This is a genomic window from Cupriavidus sp. R6-3, assembly GCF_059772245.1.
The window spans coordinates 1-16,853 of the sequence record NZ_JCBAJO010000014.1; the positions used below are offsets into that span (position 1 = coordinate 1).

General features: G+C 67.9%; 14 protein-coding genes and 1 pseudogene. 6 read left to right on the forward strand and 9 right to left on the reverse strand.

What is annotated here, in order from left to right:
• The first annotated feature begins 224 nt into the window (after positions 1–224).
• Positions 225–1,100, forward strand: a complete 876-nt coding sequence (locus AC6EI8_RS04695) for an META and DUF4377 domain-containing protein (protein WP_498381401.1) — start codon at positions 225–227, stop codon at positions 1,098–1,100.
• 167 nt (positions 1,101–1,267) lie between these two features.
• Here AC6EI8_RS04695 and AC6EI8_RS04700 read toward each other — a convergent pair whose 3' ends face one another.
• The 6 genes and pseudogenes from AC6EI8_RS04700 to AC6EI8_RS04725 form a co-directional block, all read right to left on the reverse strand.
• Positions 1,268–2,662 (reverse strand): TolC family outer membrane protein, encoded by a 1,395-nt coding sequence (locus AC6EI8_RS04700; RefSeq protein ID WP_149318003.1) that lies wholly within the window; start codon positions 2,660–2,662, stop codon positions 1,268–1,270.
• Positions 2,663–2,884: 222 nt separating this feature from the next.
• Entirely contained in the window at positions 2,885–3,211 is a 327-nt protein-coding gene (locus AC6EI8_RS04705; protein ID WP_149317758.1) for a rhodanese-like domain-containing protein, read from the reverse strand.
• A 14-nt stretch (positions 3,212–3,225) separates the two neighbouring features.
• Entirely contained in the window at positions 3,226–3,879 is a 654-nt protein-coding gene (locus tag AC6EI8_RS04710; RefSeq protein ID WP_149317759.1) for a protein-L-isoaspartate O-methyltransferase family protein, read from the reverse strand.
• A gap of 176 nt (positions 3,880–4,055) precedes the next feature.
• Positions 4,056–7,343, reverse strand: a complete 3,288-nt coding sequence (locus AC6EI8_RS04715; protein WP_498381402.1) for an efflux RND transporter permease subunit — start codon at positions 7,341–7,343, stop codon at positions 4,056–4,058.
• An 18-nt stretch (positions 7,344–7,361) separates the two neighbouring features.
• Positions 7,362–8,414 (reverse strand): efflux RND transporter periplasmic adaptor subunit, encoded by a 1,053-nt coding sequence (locus AC6EI8_RS04720; protein ID WP_498381421.1) that lies wholly within the window; start codon positions 8,412–8,414, stop codon positions 7,362–7,364.
• A 265-nt stretch (positions 8,415–8,679) separates the two neighbouring features.
• Positions 8,680–9,546 (reverse strand): annotated as a pseudogene (locus tag AC6EI8_RS04725) (TetR/AcrR family transcriptional regulator); the annotation flags it as partial.
• 122 nt (positions 9,547–9,668) lie between these two features.
• Between AC6EI8_RS04725 and AC6EI8_RS04730 the strand changes: the two are divergent.
• The 3 genes from AC6EI8_RS04730 (at position 9,669) to AC6EI8_RS04740 (ending at position 11,619) form a co-directional block, all read left to right on the forward strand.
• The gene (locus AC6EI8_RS04730; RefSeq protein WP_149317761.1) at positions 9,669–9,959 is read left to right on the forward strand and encodes a YkgJ family cysteine cluster protein; all 291 of its coding nucleotides are present in this window, start codon (positions 9,669–9,671) and stop codon (positions 9,957–9,959) included.
• A 20-nt stretch (positions 9,960–9,979) separates the two neighbouring features.
• Complete coding sequence (locus tag AC6EI8_RS04735) at positions 9,980–10,552, forward strand: DUF1439 domain-containing protein (RefSeq protein ID WP_150084330.1); 573 nt, start codon at positions 9,980–9,982, stop codon at positions 10,550–10,552.
• Positions 10,553–10,737: 185 nt separating this feature from the next.
• Entirely contained in the window at positions 10,738–11,619 is an 882-nt protein-coding gene (locus tag AC6EI8_RS04740; RefSeq protein WP_150084329.1) for an undecaprenyl-diphosphate phosphatase, read from the forward strand.
• Positions 11,620–11,659: 40 nt separating this feature from the next.
• Here AC6EI8_RS04740 and trmB read toward each other — a convergent pair whose 3' ends face one another.
• Positions 11,660–12,427 (reverse strand): tRNA (guanosine(46)-N7)-methyltransferase TrmB, encoded by a 768-nt coding sequence (trmB, locus tag AC6EI8_RS04745; RefSeq protein WP_149317764.1) that lies wholly within the window; start codon positions 12,425–12,427, stop codon positions 11,660–11,662.
• A gap of 225 nt (positions 12,428–12,652) precedes the next feature.
• On the reverse strand, positions 12,653–13,141 hold the full coding sequence (locus AC6EI8_RS04750) for a (R)-mandelonitrile lyase (protein WP_498381403.1): 489 nt from the start codon (positions 13,139–13,141) through the stop codon (positions 12,653–12,655).
• Positions 13,142–13,274: 133 nt separating this feature from the next.
• On the opposite strand from AC6EI8_RS04750, the gene AC6EI8_RS04755 reads away from it, so the two are divergent.
• Positions 13,275–14,207, forward strand: a complete 933-nt coding sequence (locus AC6EI8_RS04755; protein ID WP_149318006.1) for a LysR family transcriptional regulator — start codon at positions 13,275–13,277, stop codon at positions 14,205–14,207.
• Between the two features lie 309 nt (positions 14,208–14,516).
• Complete coding sequence (locus tag AC6EI8_RS04760) at positions 14,517–15,656, forward strand: ISNCY family transposase (RefSeq protein WP_498381404.1); 1,140 nt, start codon at positions 14,517–14,519, stop codon at positions 15,654–15,656.
• Between the two features lie 203 nt (positions 15,657–15,859).
• Here AC6EI8_RS04760 and AC6EI8_RS04765 read toward each other — a convergent pair whose 3' ends face one another.
• The gene (locus AC6EI8_RS04765; RefSeq protein WP_498381405.1) at positions 15,860–16,768 is read right to left on the reverse strand and encodes a LysR family transcriptional regulator; all 909 of its coding nucleotides are present in this window, start codon (positions 16,766–16,768) and stop codon (positions 15,860–15,862) included.
• Positions 16,769–16,853 lie beyond the last annotated feature (85 nt).

A 16,853-nucleotide genomic window follows, 5' to 3' on the forward strand; every position in this document is an offset into this window, starting at 1 on the left:
CCCGGGCACTCGCTGATCCCGGCTGCGTCAAATCGATTGCGTACACTTGCCGGGCGTCCCCCTGTGGCGTCCCTGTGGCCTCCCTGTGGCGTCCCTGTGGCGTCCTCCGTGGCGTCCTCCGTGGCGTCCTGCGTGGCGTCACCTTGTGGGTGCGTCCGGCACTCTCTTTGCTTCGGGACGCATCATCGTCGTCGATGCATCCCGCCAACTCGAGGAGCGAACCGATGTCCTTGTCCTTCCGCATGGGTACCGCAGCCGCGGCCGCAGCGCTGCTTGGTGCCGCGATGTCCGGCTGCGTCACCGCGCCGGCCCCCGATTCGCCGTCGGCGACGCCGACCCTGAGCGAGACCCGGCCCGGTGGCCCCAGCCGCTGGGAGCTGGTGCGCTGGCAGATGCCGGACGGCTCGCTGAAACAGATCCCGCATGGCGATAACGGCGAGCCGGTGCTGTTCGAGTTCAACGCCGGCATCGACGCGGCGCAGGGCACGGTCACCGGCAACACCGGCTGCAATCGCATGACGGGCAGCTATGGCAAGACCGACAGCGGCATGCGCTTCGATCGCGTCGCCAGCACGCGCCGCGCCTGTCCGCCGCCGTTGATGGAGGTGGAGAACAGCCTGCTGAAGGCGATGCAGTCGCCGTTTACGACGGTCGGCACGCAGCCGTCGGCAGGCTCCACGGGCCGCCAGATCATCTGGAAGACCGCCGATGGCGATCTGCTGCATTTCGTCGAACGCGAGGGCGTGGGCCGCCGCGGCGATCGGCTCGATGGGCAGCAAGGGCAGGGCCAGCAAGGCCTGTCAGGGCAGACGGGCCAGGGCCAAGGCCAGGCCGCCGCGTCGGGCGTCGAGAAGACCGTCTATGTGGATTCGCAGCGCGTCGAATGCACCGGCGTCGGCAAGCAGACCTGCTATCGCGTCCGCGACGATCCCAACGCCCCCTGGCAGCTGTGGTACGGGCCGATCGAAGGGCTCGATTTCGAGCCCGGCATCGCCTACACGCTGCGCGTGCGCGAGTACCGCGTGCCCAATCCCCCGGCCGATGCGTCCGCGATCCGCTGGGAGCTGCTGGAGGTACAGCGGCGTACGCGGGTGAATTGAAGGCAAGCAGGTTTTACCGATGGGGAGAGAACCCCCTCTCCCCGGCGGCGCGCACGCCCATGGCGGATTGAATCGCGAGAGGGAGGGGATCGCCCCTTTGCCGATGCGGCGCGAACGGAAGGAATTCGGCCATCGGCATTGCACCGATGGCCGTGGATCGATTGGCGCTAGCCGCGCTTTGCCGTCCGCGCCGGCTTCGCGCCCGGCGCGGCGGCCTTCGGCGGCTCGGGCAGCTTGTACATCGAGCCCGGCGGCAGCGTCAGCAGCGTATTGATCTGCACCAGGTCGTCTTCGCTGAGAGAGCCGGTGGCGGCCTTCAGGCGCAGGCCGTTCATGATGGTGTCGTAGCGGGCGCGGGCGAGATCGCGGCGGGTCGAGAACAGCTGCGCCTCGGCGTTCAGCACGTCGATGTTGATGCGTACGCCCACCTCGTAGCCGAGCCGGTTCGACTCGACCGCGGTCTGCGCCGAGCGTTCGGCCGCTTCCAGCGCGCGCACCTGGGCCAGCCCGTTGGAGACGCCGGAGAAGGTCTGCCGCGCGTTCTGCGCCGCGGTGCGGCGCGCGAACTCGAGATCGCTGGCGGCGCGGTCGGCGAGCGCCAGCGTTTCGCGCGCACGGGACTGGATCTGGCCGCCGGCGTAGATCGGAATGGTCAGCTGCACGCCGATCTGCGCGCTGTTGTAGCGGCTGGCGACGTTGACCTGCTGCTGGATCAGGCCCGACGAGTCCTGATAGCCGTAGGAGGCGACCAGGTCGACCGACGGCAGGTGGCCGGCGCGCGCCTTGTTGTATTCGCGCTGCGCCGTTTCCAGGTTGTAGCGGGCGAGGCTGACCTGCGGGTTGGTCTGTTCGGCCTGCTGGGCCCAGAGGTTGACGTCGGCCGGCTGCGGACCCGGGATATCGGCAGCGGGGCGCAGCCCCATCAGTTCGTCGACCGGCCTGCCGGTGATCTGCTGCAGCGTCGCGCGCCGGACTTCGAGCTCGTTCTGCGCGGCGATCTCGGTCGAGACCGCGAGGTCGTAGCGGGCCTGCGCGTCGTTGGTATCGGTGATGGTCGCGGTGCCGACCTCGAAATTGCGCTTGGCCTGTTCGAGCTGCTCGGCGATCGCGCGCTTCTGCGCGCCGGCCAGATACAGGTTGTCCTGCGCGGCCAGCACGTCGAAATATGCCTGCGCGGTGCGCGTGATCAGGTCCAGCTGCGCCTGGCTGAAGGTGACTTCCCCCGCCAGCGCGGCCAGTTCGCCCTGCTTGTAGGTTTCCCAGCGATCCCAGCGGAACAGCGGCTGGGTCAGCTGCAGCGCCCAGTTCTTGTTGTTCAGGAAGCGGTTGGCGTCGATCGGCGCGCTCTGGTCGATCTTGGTACGGGTGACACCGGCCACGCCGTTGATTTGCGGCAGCAGGCCGGCGCGGCCCTGCGGCAGGCGTTCCTGCGAGGCGGCAAGCTGGGCGCGCGCGCTGGCGAACTGCGCGTCGTTGGACTGCGCTTCGCGATAGACCTGCAGCAGGTCGGCCGCGCTGGCCGGAAGCGGCAGCAGGGCGGCCAGGCACAGCGCCAGCGCCACGCCGGAGGCGGCGCGCGAAGGCGCGTGCGGAAGGCGACCGCGCCGATCCTCGCTCAGAGCATCCGACACACCGATCGGCACACCATTCGACGCAACATTCGACGCAACATTCGACGCAACATTCGACGCAACAGCATGCGCGGCACTCCGCGCGGGACACAGCGCAAACCTCATGACGTCTCCAGCTTGTCGGACGCGGCGCGGCCGACGGTTAGCGTCCGCTCAGTACTTCGGCATCGCGGGATCGACCTGCTCGGCCCAGGCATGCACGCCGCCGCTCAGGTTGTAGACCTTGCCGAAGCCATGCTGCCGCTCCAGGAAGTTGGCTACCTGCATGCTGCGGCCGCCGTGATGGCAGACGCAGACGACCTCGGCGTCCGGGTCCAGCTCGGCCGCGCGGGCGACGATCTGCCCCATCGGGATATGCGTGATGCCGGGCAGCGCGCAGGTCTGGACTTCCCAGTCCTCGCGCACGTCGAGCAGCACCGGCTTGGCGCGGCTGGCGTCGCCCAGCCATTGGGACAACTCGGTGGCGGTAATCTGCTGCATGGTGGTTTTCCGGCTCAGAACTGGAAGCGCGACGGCGCCTTGGCGCCGGTCAGCGGGGCGACCGCGGTCTCGAACAGATTGACGGTCTGGTATTCGGTGTCGGACACGCGCGTGATCAGCTGCGCCTCCATCACCGGCAGCGTGCCGACGAAGGCGGCGATGCGGCCGCCGACCTTGATCTGCGACAGGATCGCCTCGGGCACCACCGGCAGCGAGCCGGAGATGCAGATCACGTCGTAGGGGGCGCCGGCGGGCCAGCCTTCGGCGGCGTTGCCCTCGGCGACCTCGACATTGACGATGCCGGCCTTGGCGAGGTTGTCGCGGGCCAGCGCGGCGAGCTCGGGGCGGATGTCGACCGTCAGCACATGGCGGGCGCGATGGGCCAGCAGCGCGGCCATGTAGCCGGAGCCTGCGCCGATCTCCAGCACGTTCTCGTGCTTGCGCACGCCCAGCTCCTGCAGCACGCGGGCCTCGACGCGCGGGGCCAGCATGTTCTGGCCGCCCGGCAGCGGGATTTCCGTATCGACGAAGGCCAGCGCCTGGTACGCCGTGGGCACGAACTGCTCGCGCTTGACCACGGCCAGCAGGTCGAGGATTTCCTGATCCAGCACGTCCCAGGGCCGGATCTGCTGTTCGATCATGTTGAATCGGGCTTTTTCGAGGTCCATCTTGCCTTCCTTGCTATGCCAACCGCTATCTGTTTCGTGTTCCGGCCGCGCGGTGCCAGGGGCCGGGGAATTCCGTCAAACCCGACATTTTAACTCCCCGGCGTGACGCCGGGGCATCCGACCGGAGCGGGGGGCCGGGCGCCTGTGGCCGACAGGTCGGGCCGTCATTCCGCGCGTCATTCCGCGCTCGCCGGCCGGCCGGGGGCAGGCCGGGCGGGGTTGGCGGGCTCGTGGCCTTGGACGTGGCCTTGGCCGTGGCCTCGCTCGTGGTCCTGCTGGGGGCCCGCCGGGGCCACTGCCTCGGCCCCGCCCTGCGTCCCCTCCGCCGCCGCCTTGCCCCGCCAGCGCCGTGCCAGCCAGCCGCCAAGATCGTCCAGGTAGGTGTAGATCACCGGCACCACCACCAGCGTCAGGATCGACGAGGTGATGATGCCGCCGATCACGGTCTGCCCCATCGGCGCGCGCTGTTCGGCGCCCTCGCCGAGGCTGAAGGCCAGCGGGACCATGCCGAAGATCATCGCCAGCGTGGTCATCAGGATCGGGCGCAGCCGTACGCGCGCCGCCTCGACCAGCGCGGCCTCGCGCGACAGCGGGGCCTTGCCGTGCTCGCCGCGCCGCGCCTGGTTGGCGAAGTCGACCAGCAGGATCGCGTTCTTGGTCACCAGCCCCATCAGCATGATGAACCCGATGATCGAGAACATGTTCAGCGTCGAGCCGAACAGCAGCAGCGCCGCGAACACGCCGATCAGCGTCAGCGGCAGCGAGGTCATGATGGCGATCGGCTGGAAGAAGCTGGCGAACTGCGAGGCCAGGATCATGTAGATGAAGATCACCGCCAGCGCGAGCGCCGACACCGCATAGCCGAACGATTCGTTCATCGACTTGGTCGAGCCGCCGAAGCGGTACTTGTAGCCGACCGGCCACGTCATGCCGTCGAGCGCCTGCTTGATGTCGCGCGCGACCTCGCCCTGCGAGCGGCCCGCGGTATTGGCGGTCAGCTCGACCTCGCGGTTCAGGTCGCGGCGGCTGATCTGGTTGGCGCCGGTGGTGGGCACCAGCTCGGCGATCTGGCGCAGCGGCACCATCCGGGGCGAACCGTCGGGGTTGGTCTGCGTGCTGGCGATCATCAGCGCCGACAGGTCCGCCATGCCGGTGCGCGCGTCCTTCGGCAGCCGCACGCGCACGTCGTAGTTCTCGTCGTCCGGCGCGCGCCAGCTGCTGATGGCGTCGCCCGCCAGCAGCGGCCGCAGCGCGTTGCCGATCTGCGTGATGCCGATGCCCAGGTCCGAGGCGAGCTCGCGGCGGATGCGCACTTCCACCGTCGGGCGATCGTCCTTCATGCTCGAATCGAGATCGACCAGGCCCGGAATCGCCCGCATCCGGCGCGACGCTTCCTCCGACAGCCGCTTCAGCTCGCCCAGGTCGTCGCCCTGCAGCGAGACCTGGATCGCCTTCTGCCCGCCGGCGCCATCGGGCATGCCGACCATCGTCAGCGTGATGCCGGCGATGCGGTTCATCCGCTCGCGGATCAGCGGATTGAGCTGCGTGGTGGTCCGCTCGCGCTGCTTGCGGTCGACCAGCCGCACCGACACCAGCGCGTTGTTGCGGCCCGAGGTATTGCCGGCGTTGATGGTGGCGTAGGTGTAGGCCACTTCCGGGAATTCGCGCAGCGCGGCCTCGACCTGCCGCACCTTGGCCTCGGTGACCTCGAGCGCCGTGCCCACCGGCGTGGTGAAGCCGATCTGCGTCTCGCCCAGATCCGCGTTGGGCACGAATTCGGTGCCGATCAGCGGCACCAGCGCGAAGCTGCCGAAGAAGGTCACCACGGCGATCAGCGCGGTGGCCAGCCGGTGTTTCAGCGCCCAGCCGAGCATCGCGCCATAGCCGTGGCCGAGCGCGTCCATCCGCGCCGAGAACCAGTCCAGCAGCCGGCCGATGCTGCGCCCATACCAGCTGCGCTTGTTGCCGGTGCCGTGCAGGTCGGGATCGTGCCAGACCGACGACAGCATCGGGTCCAGCGTGAACGACACGAACATCGAGATCATCACCGCGGCCACCACGGTGATGCCGAACTGATGGAAGAAGCGGCCGATGATGCCGCCCATGAAGCCGACCGGCAGGAACACCGCGACGATCGAGAACGTCGTTGCCAGCACCGCCAGGCCGATTTCCTCGGTGCCGTCCAGCGCCGCCGCGCGGTGGTTCTTGCCCATCAGGTTGTGCCGCACGATGTTCTCGCGCACGACGATCGCGTCGTCGATCAGCAGGCCGACGCACAGCGACAGCGCCATCAGCGTGATCACGTTCAGCGTGAAGCCGAACAGGTACATCACGCCGAAGGTGCCGATCAGCGCGATCGGCAGCGTCAGGCCGGTGATCACCGTGCTGCGCCACGAGCCGAGGAACAGGAAGACGATCGCCACCGTCAGGAAGGCGCCTTCGAGCAGCGTCGAGCGGACCTCGTCGACGCTGCGCCGGATGCCGCGCGCGCTGTCGTTGATCACGGTCAGCTGCACGCCGGCCGGCACCAGCTTGCGCACCTCGTCGGTCATGCGGACCAGGCCGTCCACCGTATCGACGGTGTTCTGCCCCTGCGCCTTGACCACCGACAGGAACAGCGCGCGCTTGCCGCCGAGCAGGGCCAGGCTCTCCTGCTCCTGCTCGCCGTCGCGCACCTCGGCCACCTGCTCGAGCGTGACCGGCTGATTGCCGCGCCGCGCGACGATGATCTGCCTGAAGGCGGCCGGATCGACCACGCGGCCCTTGATCTGCACCACGGTCTCGGTCGCCGAGGAACGCAGCTCGCCCGCCGGCAGTTCCTGGTTCTCGTTGCGGATCGCGGTCATCACCTGGTCGACGCCGATGCCCAGCGCCTCGAGCTGGGCCGGCCGGATGCGGATCTCGATCTCGCGCTTGGTGCCGCCGACGATGCTGATCGCGCCGACGCCGCGCACCGTCTCCAGCCGCTTGCGCACGATCTGGTCGGCGATGGTGGTCAGCTCGCGCTGGCTGCGCGCGGAGCCGGGGGCGTTCGATACCGACAGATGGAAGATCGGCGCGTCGGAGGGGTCGTAGCGCAGCACGCGCGGTTCCTCGACCTCGTCGCGGAATTGCGGCCGGATCAGCGCGATCTTGTCGCGCACGTCCTGCGCGGCCTGGGCCACGTCGACGCTCAGGTCGAACTTGATCACGACCACCGAGGTGCCCTGGTACGAGTGCGAGAAGATCTCGTCGATGCCGGAGATCGTATTGACGATCTCCTCGACCTTGCGCGTGACATCGGACTCGACCGACTCGGGCGGCGCGCCCGGGTACTCGGTCTGCACCACGACGATGGGGAACGTGATGTCGGGAAACTGGTCGACCGGCAGCCGCTGGTACGAGAACAGCCCGATCACGATGAAGGCCATCATCATCATGGTGGCCATCACCGGGTTGCGGATCGACAGACGCGTGAACCACATATCGGGCGCTCCGCTCGTTCAGGCCTTGATCAGGCGAACCTGACTGCCGACCCGCAAGGTGCCGAGATTGCTGCGCACGACCTGCGCGCCGCTGGCAAGGCCCCCGGCGATCTCGACCAGCCCGGCGCTGTCGTCGCGAATGCCGAGCTCCACCGGCCGCTCGGCCAGCATGCCGTTCTCGATCACATAGACGAAGGCGCGCTCGCCTTCGGTGCGCACCGCGGTGATCGGCACCGACACCACGCCGGCGCGCTGTCCCAGCACCAGTCCGCCTTGCGCGAACATGCCGGCGCGCAGCCGGTGCTCGGGGTTGTCGACGCGGATGTAGACCATGATGCTGCGCGTGCCCTGCGTGACGGCGGGATTGATCCGCACCAGCTTGCCCTCGAAGCGGCCCGCGCCCTCGACGTCGAGCTGCACCGGCTGGCCGATCGCCACGCGGCCGACATCGGCCATCGGCACCGGCGCCTCCAGCTCGAGGATGCGCAGATCGACCACCTCCAGCAGCGCGGTGTCGGGTGAAACCTTCTCGCCGGGCTGCACCGAGCGCACAGCGACCATGCCGTCCAGCGGCGACTTGACCACGGTGTCGGCCAGCGCCTTCTGCGCGACCGCCAGCCCGCCCTCGGCCGCATCGAGGTTGGCCTTGGCCACGTCGAGCTCGGACTGGAACTTGTCGAAGGCGGTCTTCGAGATGAAGCCGCGGCCCACCAGGTCGCGATTGCGCTCCCAGGTCTGGCGCGCGTTCTCGTACTGGCCGCGCTGCGCCAGCATCTGCCCGCGGGCCTGCGTGACCTTGGCCTGGTATTCGGTCGGATCGATGCGCACGATCACCTGGCCGGCGCGCACCGGTTCGCCCTCGCGCACCAGCACGTCGCGCACCTCGCCCGAAACCTTGGCCTTGACGGCGGCCTGGTTCAGCGCACGCAGGCTGCCGGACAAGGGCAGGGTCACGCGCAGGTCGTGCGCCGCGGCGGCGACCACATCGGTCTGCAGCAGCTCGATGACGTTGGCCGCCGGGGCAGCGGCCACCGCGGCGGGCTGCTTGCTGCCGCTGGCCTTGCGCACCATCGCGCCGGCGCCGGCCAGTACGGCCAGGGCCAGCACCACGAGCAGCAGCTTGTTACGCGAGATCTTCATCGTCAGGGGCGCGGCCGGTGCGGCGGCGCTTTGGTTTCGGTTCGGGAGTGGCCGCCGGAGCAGGGCGGCCGTTTGCGCGTGCGGTGGGCCGGGGGTGGGTGCGTACCTTGGCGCTGGCTTTGGTGCCGGCTTTGGTGCTGACTTTGCTGCGTACGGTGCTGTGACCGGCGGTACGTCCGGCGCCATGTACCGTGATGGGCGTCGTGCCGTCGGCGGGCGCGTCGCCCTGCAAGCGGGCTTGCTGCTGCATCTCGTCGCGGATCTGTTCCCAGACGTAGGGGCCGGCCTGCGGCGGCAGCGGGGTATCGCGCGCGGCCCCGGCCGTCAGGCCGAACAGCAGCACCTGCAGCAGGTTGTCGAGAAACGCCTCGGGGTCGATGTCGACGTCCGAGCCGATGCGGAACGCACGCTGCCACAGCATCAGGAAGACCAGCGGGGCGCAGATCAGCGTGGTGGTCGGATTGGCCGGCAGCGCGCGGAACTCGCCCCGTGCGACGCCGCGCGCCAGCACGCGCGCGAACAGCTCGTCGCCGGGCACCATCACTTCCTCGTGGTAGAAGCGCGCGATATCGGGGAAGTTGGCCGATTCGGCCATGATCAGCTTGGTCAGGCCCGCCACCGGCGTCGCGCCGATCAGGCCCCACCAGCCGCGCAGCAGTTCGCGCAGCAGCTCAGGGGTCGAACCCTCGTAGCTGTCGACCAGATCGGTGCCGCGCACCAGCGCCGGCACCAGGTTCTCGCGCACCACGGTCTTGAACAGTTCCTTCTTGTTGGCGAAGTACAGATAGACCGTGCCCTTCGACACGCCGGCCGCCGCGGCGACGTCCTCCAGCCGCGTGGCCGCGTAGCCGCGCTCGACGAAGAGGTCGAGCGCGGCCGCCACCAGCTCCTGCGGGCGGGCGGACTTGCGGCGCGACCAGCGTCGCGCTTCGGGGGCGCCGTCGTTGGCACCGTCGTTCGCACCTTCGTTGGCGCCAACGCGGGCATCGAGGCGTGGGACTTGGGGTGGATTCACTGCAGGGGGAGCGCCGGGCCAGGACGGGCGGCGAAATAAATAACCGATGGGTCAGTAATGTAGTGTGCGCCTCCGGAGCGGTCAAGCGCGCCGCCCGGATGTGGGCGGGAACACAGGCCATGGCGGTGCGGTGGTGCACAATGGCGCCAAAGCCGTTCTGAACCATTGCGATGTCCTGCCAGTCTGACGTTTCCTGCCGTGCCGGTTGCGGCGCTTGCTGTATCGCGCCGTCGATCGCCTCGCCGCTGCCGGGCATGCCGCACGGCAAGCCGGCCGGCGTGCCGTGCGCGCAGTTGCTACCTGACATGCGCTGCGCGGTGTTCGGCCGCCCCGAGCGGCCCGCCTTCTGCGGCGGCCTGCGGCCGTCGGCCGAGATGTGCGGCGAATCGCGCGAGGCGGCGCTGCACTGGCTGACGCAACTTGAGGTCGCGACCGCGCCGGCATCGGCCCGCGGCGCCTGACCGAATCTGGAGACCTGTGGATGGCCACGATTTCTCGCCGGCGCTGGCTGGCGGCCTGCGGCACCGCCGCACTCACCGTGTCCGTGACGGCCTGGCTGGCCGGCTGCGGCTGGGTGGGCAATGAATACACCTTTTCGCAGAGCCAGCTGCAGGCGGCGCTCGAGCGCAAGTTCCCGTTCAGCCAGCGCTACATGCAGCTGTTCGACATCCAGCTGGCCAACCCGCAGCTGCTGCTCGATCCGCAGCGCAATCGCGTCAGCATCACGTTCGACGCCACACTGGACAACCGGCTGTTCTTCCGCGAGGCGATGAAGGGACGGTTCGCGCTGGACAGCGCGCTGCGCTACGACCCGTCGACCCGTTCGCTGGTGCTGCAGGACCCCGAGGTCAAGCAGTTCGACGTGGCCGGTCTGCCGCAGCAGTACTCGCGCCAGTTGAACGCGCTCGGCGGCATTCTGGCCGAGCAGTTGCTGCAGGACTATCCGCTCTACACGTTCAAGCCCGACGAGCTCAAGTTCGGGGGGACGCGTGTCGAGCCCGGTACAATCACCGTGCTGCCGGACGGCATCAACGTCAAGATCAGTCGTCCGTAGCAGCGCAGAACAATCCATGGCGAGGCCGGCGTTCGCCCGGCCATCGCGGGGCGGCATGGTCGTGCCGCCCAGGGTCGTCCCCCGGTATCAACGCAATTTGCCAATTACGCGTGCTCGTGTGGCTGCGCCAATGCGCCGGCCGGCGGGCGCATTGTCCCTGAATCGCTCCAATCGTCCGCCATCGCATGGATATTGCCATCGCCCTCAAAGCCCTGATCCTCGGCATCGTCGAAGGACTGACCGAGTTTCTCCCGATCTCCAGCACCGGACACCTGATCCTGGCTGGCGAGTTGCTGAACTTCAACGACGAGAAGGGCAAGATCTTCGAGATCGTGATCCAGTTCGGCGCGATCCTGGCCGTCTGCTGGGAATTCCGCCGGCGCATCGTCGACGTGGTTGGCGGGCTCGCCACCGAGCCGCGCGCGCAGCGTTTCGCGATGAACGTGATCATCGCCACGGTGCCGGCGATCGTGCTCGCCTTCCTGCTCGGCCCCTGGATCAAGGCCTATCTGTTCAACCCGATCACCGTGGCGACCGCATTTATCGTCGGCGGGCTGGTGATCCTGCTGGCCGAATGGCGCGAGAGCCGGCGCGGGCAGGTCTCGCATCCGCAGGGCAATGCGCTGCTGGAAGCGGCCAAGGCGAGCGCTCCGCGCATCGAATCGGTCGACGACATGAACTGGCGCGACGCGCTGAAGGTCGGCATCGCGCAGTGTTTCGCGCTGGTGCCGGGCACTTCGCGCTCGGGCGCCACCATCATCGGCGGCATGCTGTTCGGCCTGTCGCGCCAGGTGGCGACCGAATTCTCGTTCTTCCTGGCGATCCCGGTGATCTTCGGCGCCAGCGTCTACGAACTGTACAAGGCGCGCAACCTGCTGTCGGCCGACGACATCGGCGTGTTCGCGGTCGGCTTCGTGTTCGCCTTCCTGTCGGCCTTCCTGTGTGTGCGCTGGCTGCTGCGATTCGTGGCGACGCACGACTTCAAGCCGTTCGCCTGGTATCGGATCGTGTTCGGGGTGCTGGTGCTGGCGACGGCGCAGCTGGGCATCGTGGCCTGGCACGGTTGAAGATCCTCCCCTCTCGCTTGCGAGAGAGGGGAGTGCAATCTTATCCCCTCTTGCGGAACACCACGTCCCACACGCCGTGCCCGAGCCGCAGCCCGCGCCGCTCGAACTTGGTCACCGGCCGGTAGTCCGGCCGCTGCGCGAAGCCGCCGGGCGCCTCCGAGGTATTGGCCAGCGTCGGCTCGCCCGACAGCACCTCGACCATCTGGTGCGCGTATTCCTCCCAGTCGGTCGCACAGTGCAGATAGCCGCCGGGCTTGAGCCGGCTCGCCAGCAGCTTGACCAGAGGCGGCTGCACCAGCCGGCGCTTGTTGTGGCGCTTCTTGTGCCAGGGATCGGGGAAGAAGATATGCACCCCATCCAGGCTTTCCTCGGTCAGCATGTGGGCGACCACTTCGACCGCGTCGTGCTGCAGGATGCGGATATTGTCGATGCCCCGTTCGCCGATCAGCTTCAGCAGCGCGCCCACGCCGGGCTCGTGCACCTCGCAGCCCAGGAAGTTGTCCTGCGGCCGCAGCTGCGCGATATGCGCCGTCGTCTCCCCCATGCCGAAGCCGATCTCCAGGATCGACGGCGCCGCGCGCCCGAACGCGGCCTGCCAGTCCAGCGGCTGGCCGGTGTAGGGCAGCACGAAGCGGGGCCCGAGCTCGTCGATGGCGCGCTGCTGGCCGGTCGAGGTCCGTCCCGCACGGCGCACGAAGGAACGGATGCGGCGGGGATGGGCGACGTTGGCGGCGGGATCGCCAGCCGTGCCGGCCGGCTCGTCGTCGGGCACGGTGGCCTCGGTCGGAATGGGATCGTCGGGAAACATGGCAACAAAAAGGCTGCCGGGCGATTCACCGTTCGGAATGACCCGGTGTCGGAGGGGCGGCCAGAGAATGATGGGTTCCGTGGGCCAGTGGCCGGTGCCTGGTGGAGCCGGGCGGCCAGCGGCAAGCGCGTATTCTAGCGCAGTGCCTCCCCATACGGAGCCGCGCCGCGGGTCGCCATTAGTTGTGACGATGTGGGCGCTTCCAGGCAGGCAACGCCCAATCCCTTAGCGGTCCTGGTATTGCGCATCGCTGACCTTCTCCATCCACTCGACGTTCTTGCCGTCCCTGGTGCCGCTGACCGCAAGATGCGTCATCGCGGTCGTCGGGGACGCGCCGTGCCAGTGCTTGACCCCGGGCGGGCACCAGACCACGTCGCCGGGCCGGATCTCCTGCACCGGCTTGCCCCACTCCTGCGTCAGCCCGACACCCGAGACCACCACCAGGCGCTGCCCGGCCGGATGCGTGTGCCAGGCCGAGCGCGCGCCGGGCTCGAAGGTCACCATTGCGCCGGAGGCATGGATGTCGTCGCCGGCTGGCCATAGCGGGTCGATACGCGCGCGCCCCGTGAAGTACTCGGCCGGACCGGCGGCCGAGGCCTGGCTGCCGACGCGGGTGATGCGCTGCCCGTCCGCCGCCTTCGGCTCGGCCGCGCCGGCGACCGCGGCCTGAAGCGCGGCGGCGCACAGGGCCGTTCGTGTCAGGGATCTCTTCATTGCGATGCTCCTCGGTCATTGATCGACGGGCGCCACCGCTCAGGCGTCCGCCACCGTCCGCGCCGACTTTACGCGACTGCCGTTGACCGAAAAAGATGCTAGATTCGCACGCGGTTATAAGGAGGGCTTATCAATGCCGCGCACGACCTTCGACGATCTCGCCGCCTTTATCGCCGTCGCGCGGGCGCGCAGCTTTACCCGTGCGGCGGCGCAACTGGGCGTATCGCAGTCGGCTCTGAGCCAGGCGGTCCGGGGCCTGGAGGCACGGCTCGGCGTCCGTCTGTTGTCTCGCACGACGCGCAGCGTTTCGGCCACCGAGGCCGGCGAGCGCCTGCTGGCGACCGTGGCGCCTCGCCTCGAGGAGGTCGAGGCCGAGCTGGGCGCCATCGCGGAATTGCGCGACCAGCCGCGCGGGACCATTCGCATCACCGCCACCGAGCACGCCGCCAATTCGGTGCTGTGGCCGCGTCTGGGTGATTTCATGCGGACGTATCCCGATGTCCGCGTCGAACTGATCCTCGATAACGGGCTGTCGGACATCGCCGCCGACCGCTATGACATGGGCGTGCGATTGGGCGACCTGGTCGCGCAAGACATGGTCGCGGTGCGCATCGGTCCCGACGTGCGCTTCGCCGTCGTCGGCTCGCCCGCCTACCTTGCCGGCAAGCCACACCCCAGGACGCCGCAGGAGCTGACCGGGCATCGCTGCATCAATCTGTATTTGCCGACCTACGGCGGGCTGTACGCGTGGGAGTTCAGGAAGGGCAAGCGCGAACTGAATATCCGCGTGGATGGGCAATTCGTGGCCAACGACAGCGACCAGATGGTGACCGCCGCCCTGGCCGGCATGGGACTGGCCTTCGTTCCGGAAAACATGATCCTGCCCCACGTCGAGCGGGGCGACCTGGTGCCATTGCTCGAGGACTGGTGCCCGGTTTTTCCTGGCTACCACCTCTACTACCCGAGCCGCCGGCATTCGTCGCGGGCGATGACCTTGCTGATCGAGACGCTGCGTTATTCGGGGAAGCCGCCCGCGGACCGTAGCGCAAGACGAGCGCGGCCTTGACCGTTCGCATGCTTACGGACAGCGCTTTCGGATCGGACCAGGGGATGGACTGCAGGGGAGGGTGGAGCGGGCGATGGGAACATCATCGTGTTCCCAACTCGTTGATCGATAACGAGTTTTCCGCACTCGGCGAACCGAGATGGACATAATTATGGACTGAAAAACCACGCTTGGTCAACGTGCGCTCCGAGCAAGTGTCGCGAGTTCTTGAGTTGTCCGGATTTGTAGCACGCGATCTGTCCGGTCGTCATAGTTGCCTCAGGGAGGTGACTGATGAGGCCGACGGAGCTGCTACAGGAGATCCGGAAGATGAGGTTTGGAGAGGCTTATGAGGGATGGAACGCTGGCCGGCTGACGCAAGCGGAGGCGGCCCGGCTGCTGGGGATGTGCGAGCACAGTTTCCGCCGCTACCTGGTGCGATTCGAATCCGAGGGGTTGGATGGCTTGATTGATCGGCGCCTGGAGCAGGTGTCGAACCGGCGCGCTCCGGTGGATGAAGTGGTGGCGCTGACCGATCGGTACCGCAGCCGCCATCGTGGCTGGAACGTTCGGCACTTTCACGCCTGGTACCGGCGCGAGGGCGGCACGCGCAGCTACAGCTGGGTCAAAAAGCGCCTGCAGGAGGCGGGGCTGGTCGAGGTGGGCAAGCGTAAAGGCGCGCACCGCAAGAAGCGCGAACGCATGCCGCTGGCGGGCATGATGATCCATCAGGACGGCAGCCGGCATGAATGGGTGGCCGGGCACCTGTGGGATCTGATCGTGACGATGGATGATGCGACCAACGAGCACTACTCGATGTTCTTCGTCGAGGAGGAAGGCACGGCAAGCAGCTTTCGCGGGGTGGGCGAGGTCATCGGCGCCCGGGGGCTGTTCTGCTCGTTCTACAGTGACCGGGGCAGTCATTATTGGACCACCCCCGAGGCGGGCGGCAAGGTCGACAAAGATCACCCCACGCAGTTCGGGCGGGCGATGAAGCAATTGGGCATCGAGATGATTGCGGCCTATTCGCCCGAGGCGCGGGGACGCTCCGAGCGCGCCTTCGCCACCCATCAGGACCGGCTGCCCAAGGAGTTGGCCTTGGCGGGCATCACCGACATGGCGCAGGCCAACCGCTACCTGGCTGAGGTCTATCTGCCGGCGTTCAATGCCGAGTTTGCCGTGCCGGCCCGCGAGGAAGGCAGCGCATTCGTACCCTGGATCGGCGCCAATCTGCAGGACATTCTATGCGAGCAGATCGAGCGCACCGTAGGCAACGATAACTGCGTGCGCCTGGACAACCTGTCATTGCAGATTCCCGCCGACCGGCACCGGTGCAACTACGTCAAGGCGAGAGTACGGGTGCATCGTTATGCCGATCGCAATCTGGCGGTGTTTCACGGGCCGCGCAAGCTCGCCGCGTATTCCCCCGACGGCAAGCTGATCGCCAAGGAGCTGAAACAGGCCGCCTGAACCGTCCGCCAGGCGCGCCGCCGGGTGGCGGGAACCGGCTCCGGGCTACGCCCTCCGCCGCTCCCCGCCACCCGGCAAAAAAGCGGACAATTCATGTGCTACAAAACCGGACAGATCTAAAAACCCGCGACACGTGCGCTCCGAGCAAGTCCAGTGCGAGCCATGGACAGCCAGCAGTAGCCAATGTACCCGAGCGCTCAACGTCACGAGGCCGGTTCATCTCCCTTTGGCAGGAACTCCTCGCGGGCGCGCTGCAGAAACCGCTTCATGGGCTCAGAGGGTTCGGCGCTGCGGCGCAGCAGGTAGGTGGACAGCATGGGCGGCGTGCCGGCCAAGGGGCGAACGGTTATGTCGGGGCGGTTCAGGGTCTGCACCTGCGAGGCAATGGCGAAACCTAGGCCATAACCGGCACCGACCAGAGTCAGCATCACGCCTAGGCTCGTCACCTGATCTACCAGCTTGAGCGGCTTGGACGCACCTTGAAGCACCGCCTGGATCTGGTGGTGGCAGCCCGATCCCGCGTCCGGATGGCACAGTACCAACGGAAACTTCAAGGCTTCATCCAATGGCACTTCCGCGTGCGCCAACAAGGGGTGGCGCACGGGCACGATCACCGACAGAGGATCGGTCCACACGGGCTCGGCGACAAGGCCTTCGCTCACCGCGTCCGACAGCGCAAAGCCGATGTCCAGCAGATCGTTGTGCAGGCCCTTGAGCTGCTGCGCGAAAGGCAGCTCGAAGACGCGAATCTCCAGTTCGGGCTCTTCCTCGCGGCTGCGCGCCAGCAAGGTGGCAATGTGGGGCTGCGCCAAGCTGGCGCAGATGGCGATGCGCAGATAACCCTGATAGCCCTGCGCCGCCGCCTTTGCGGCACTCACCGCCTGCTCCACGGTGGCCAGCACACGCCGGCACTCACCGAGGAACACTTGACCGGCCCAGGTCAGTCGCGTCTGGTGCGCGCTGCGGTCGAACAACTGCACGCCGAGCGTGGCTTCGAGATTGCGCATTGCGCGCGACACAGGCGATTGTTCTACGCCAAGGCGCTCGGCCGCTCGCGCGAAATGCAGTTCTTCCGCGACCGCAACGAAATAGCGCAGTAGTCTGAGTTCCAATGCGGCCTCCTGTTTGCCTCGTTCCTGGCCTGCGTCCACCTCATGCGGATTGCGCCTCGCTTTCTCCTTCGATGATTGGCAAGAG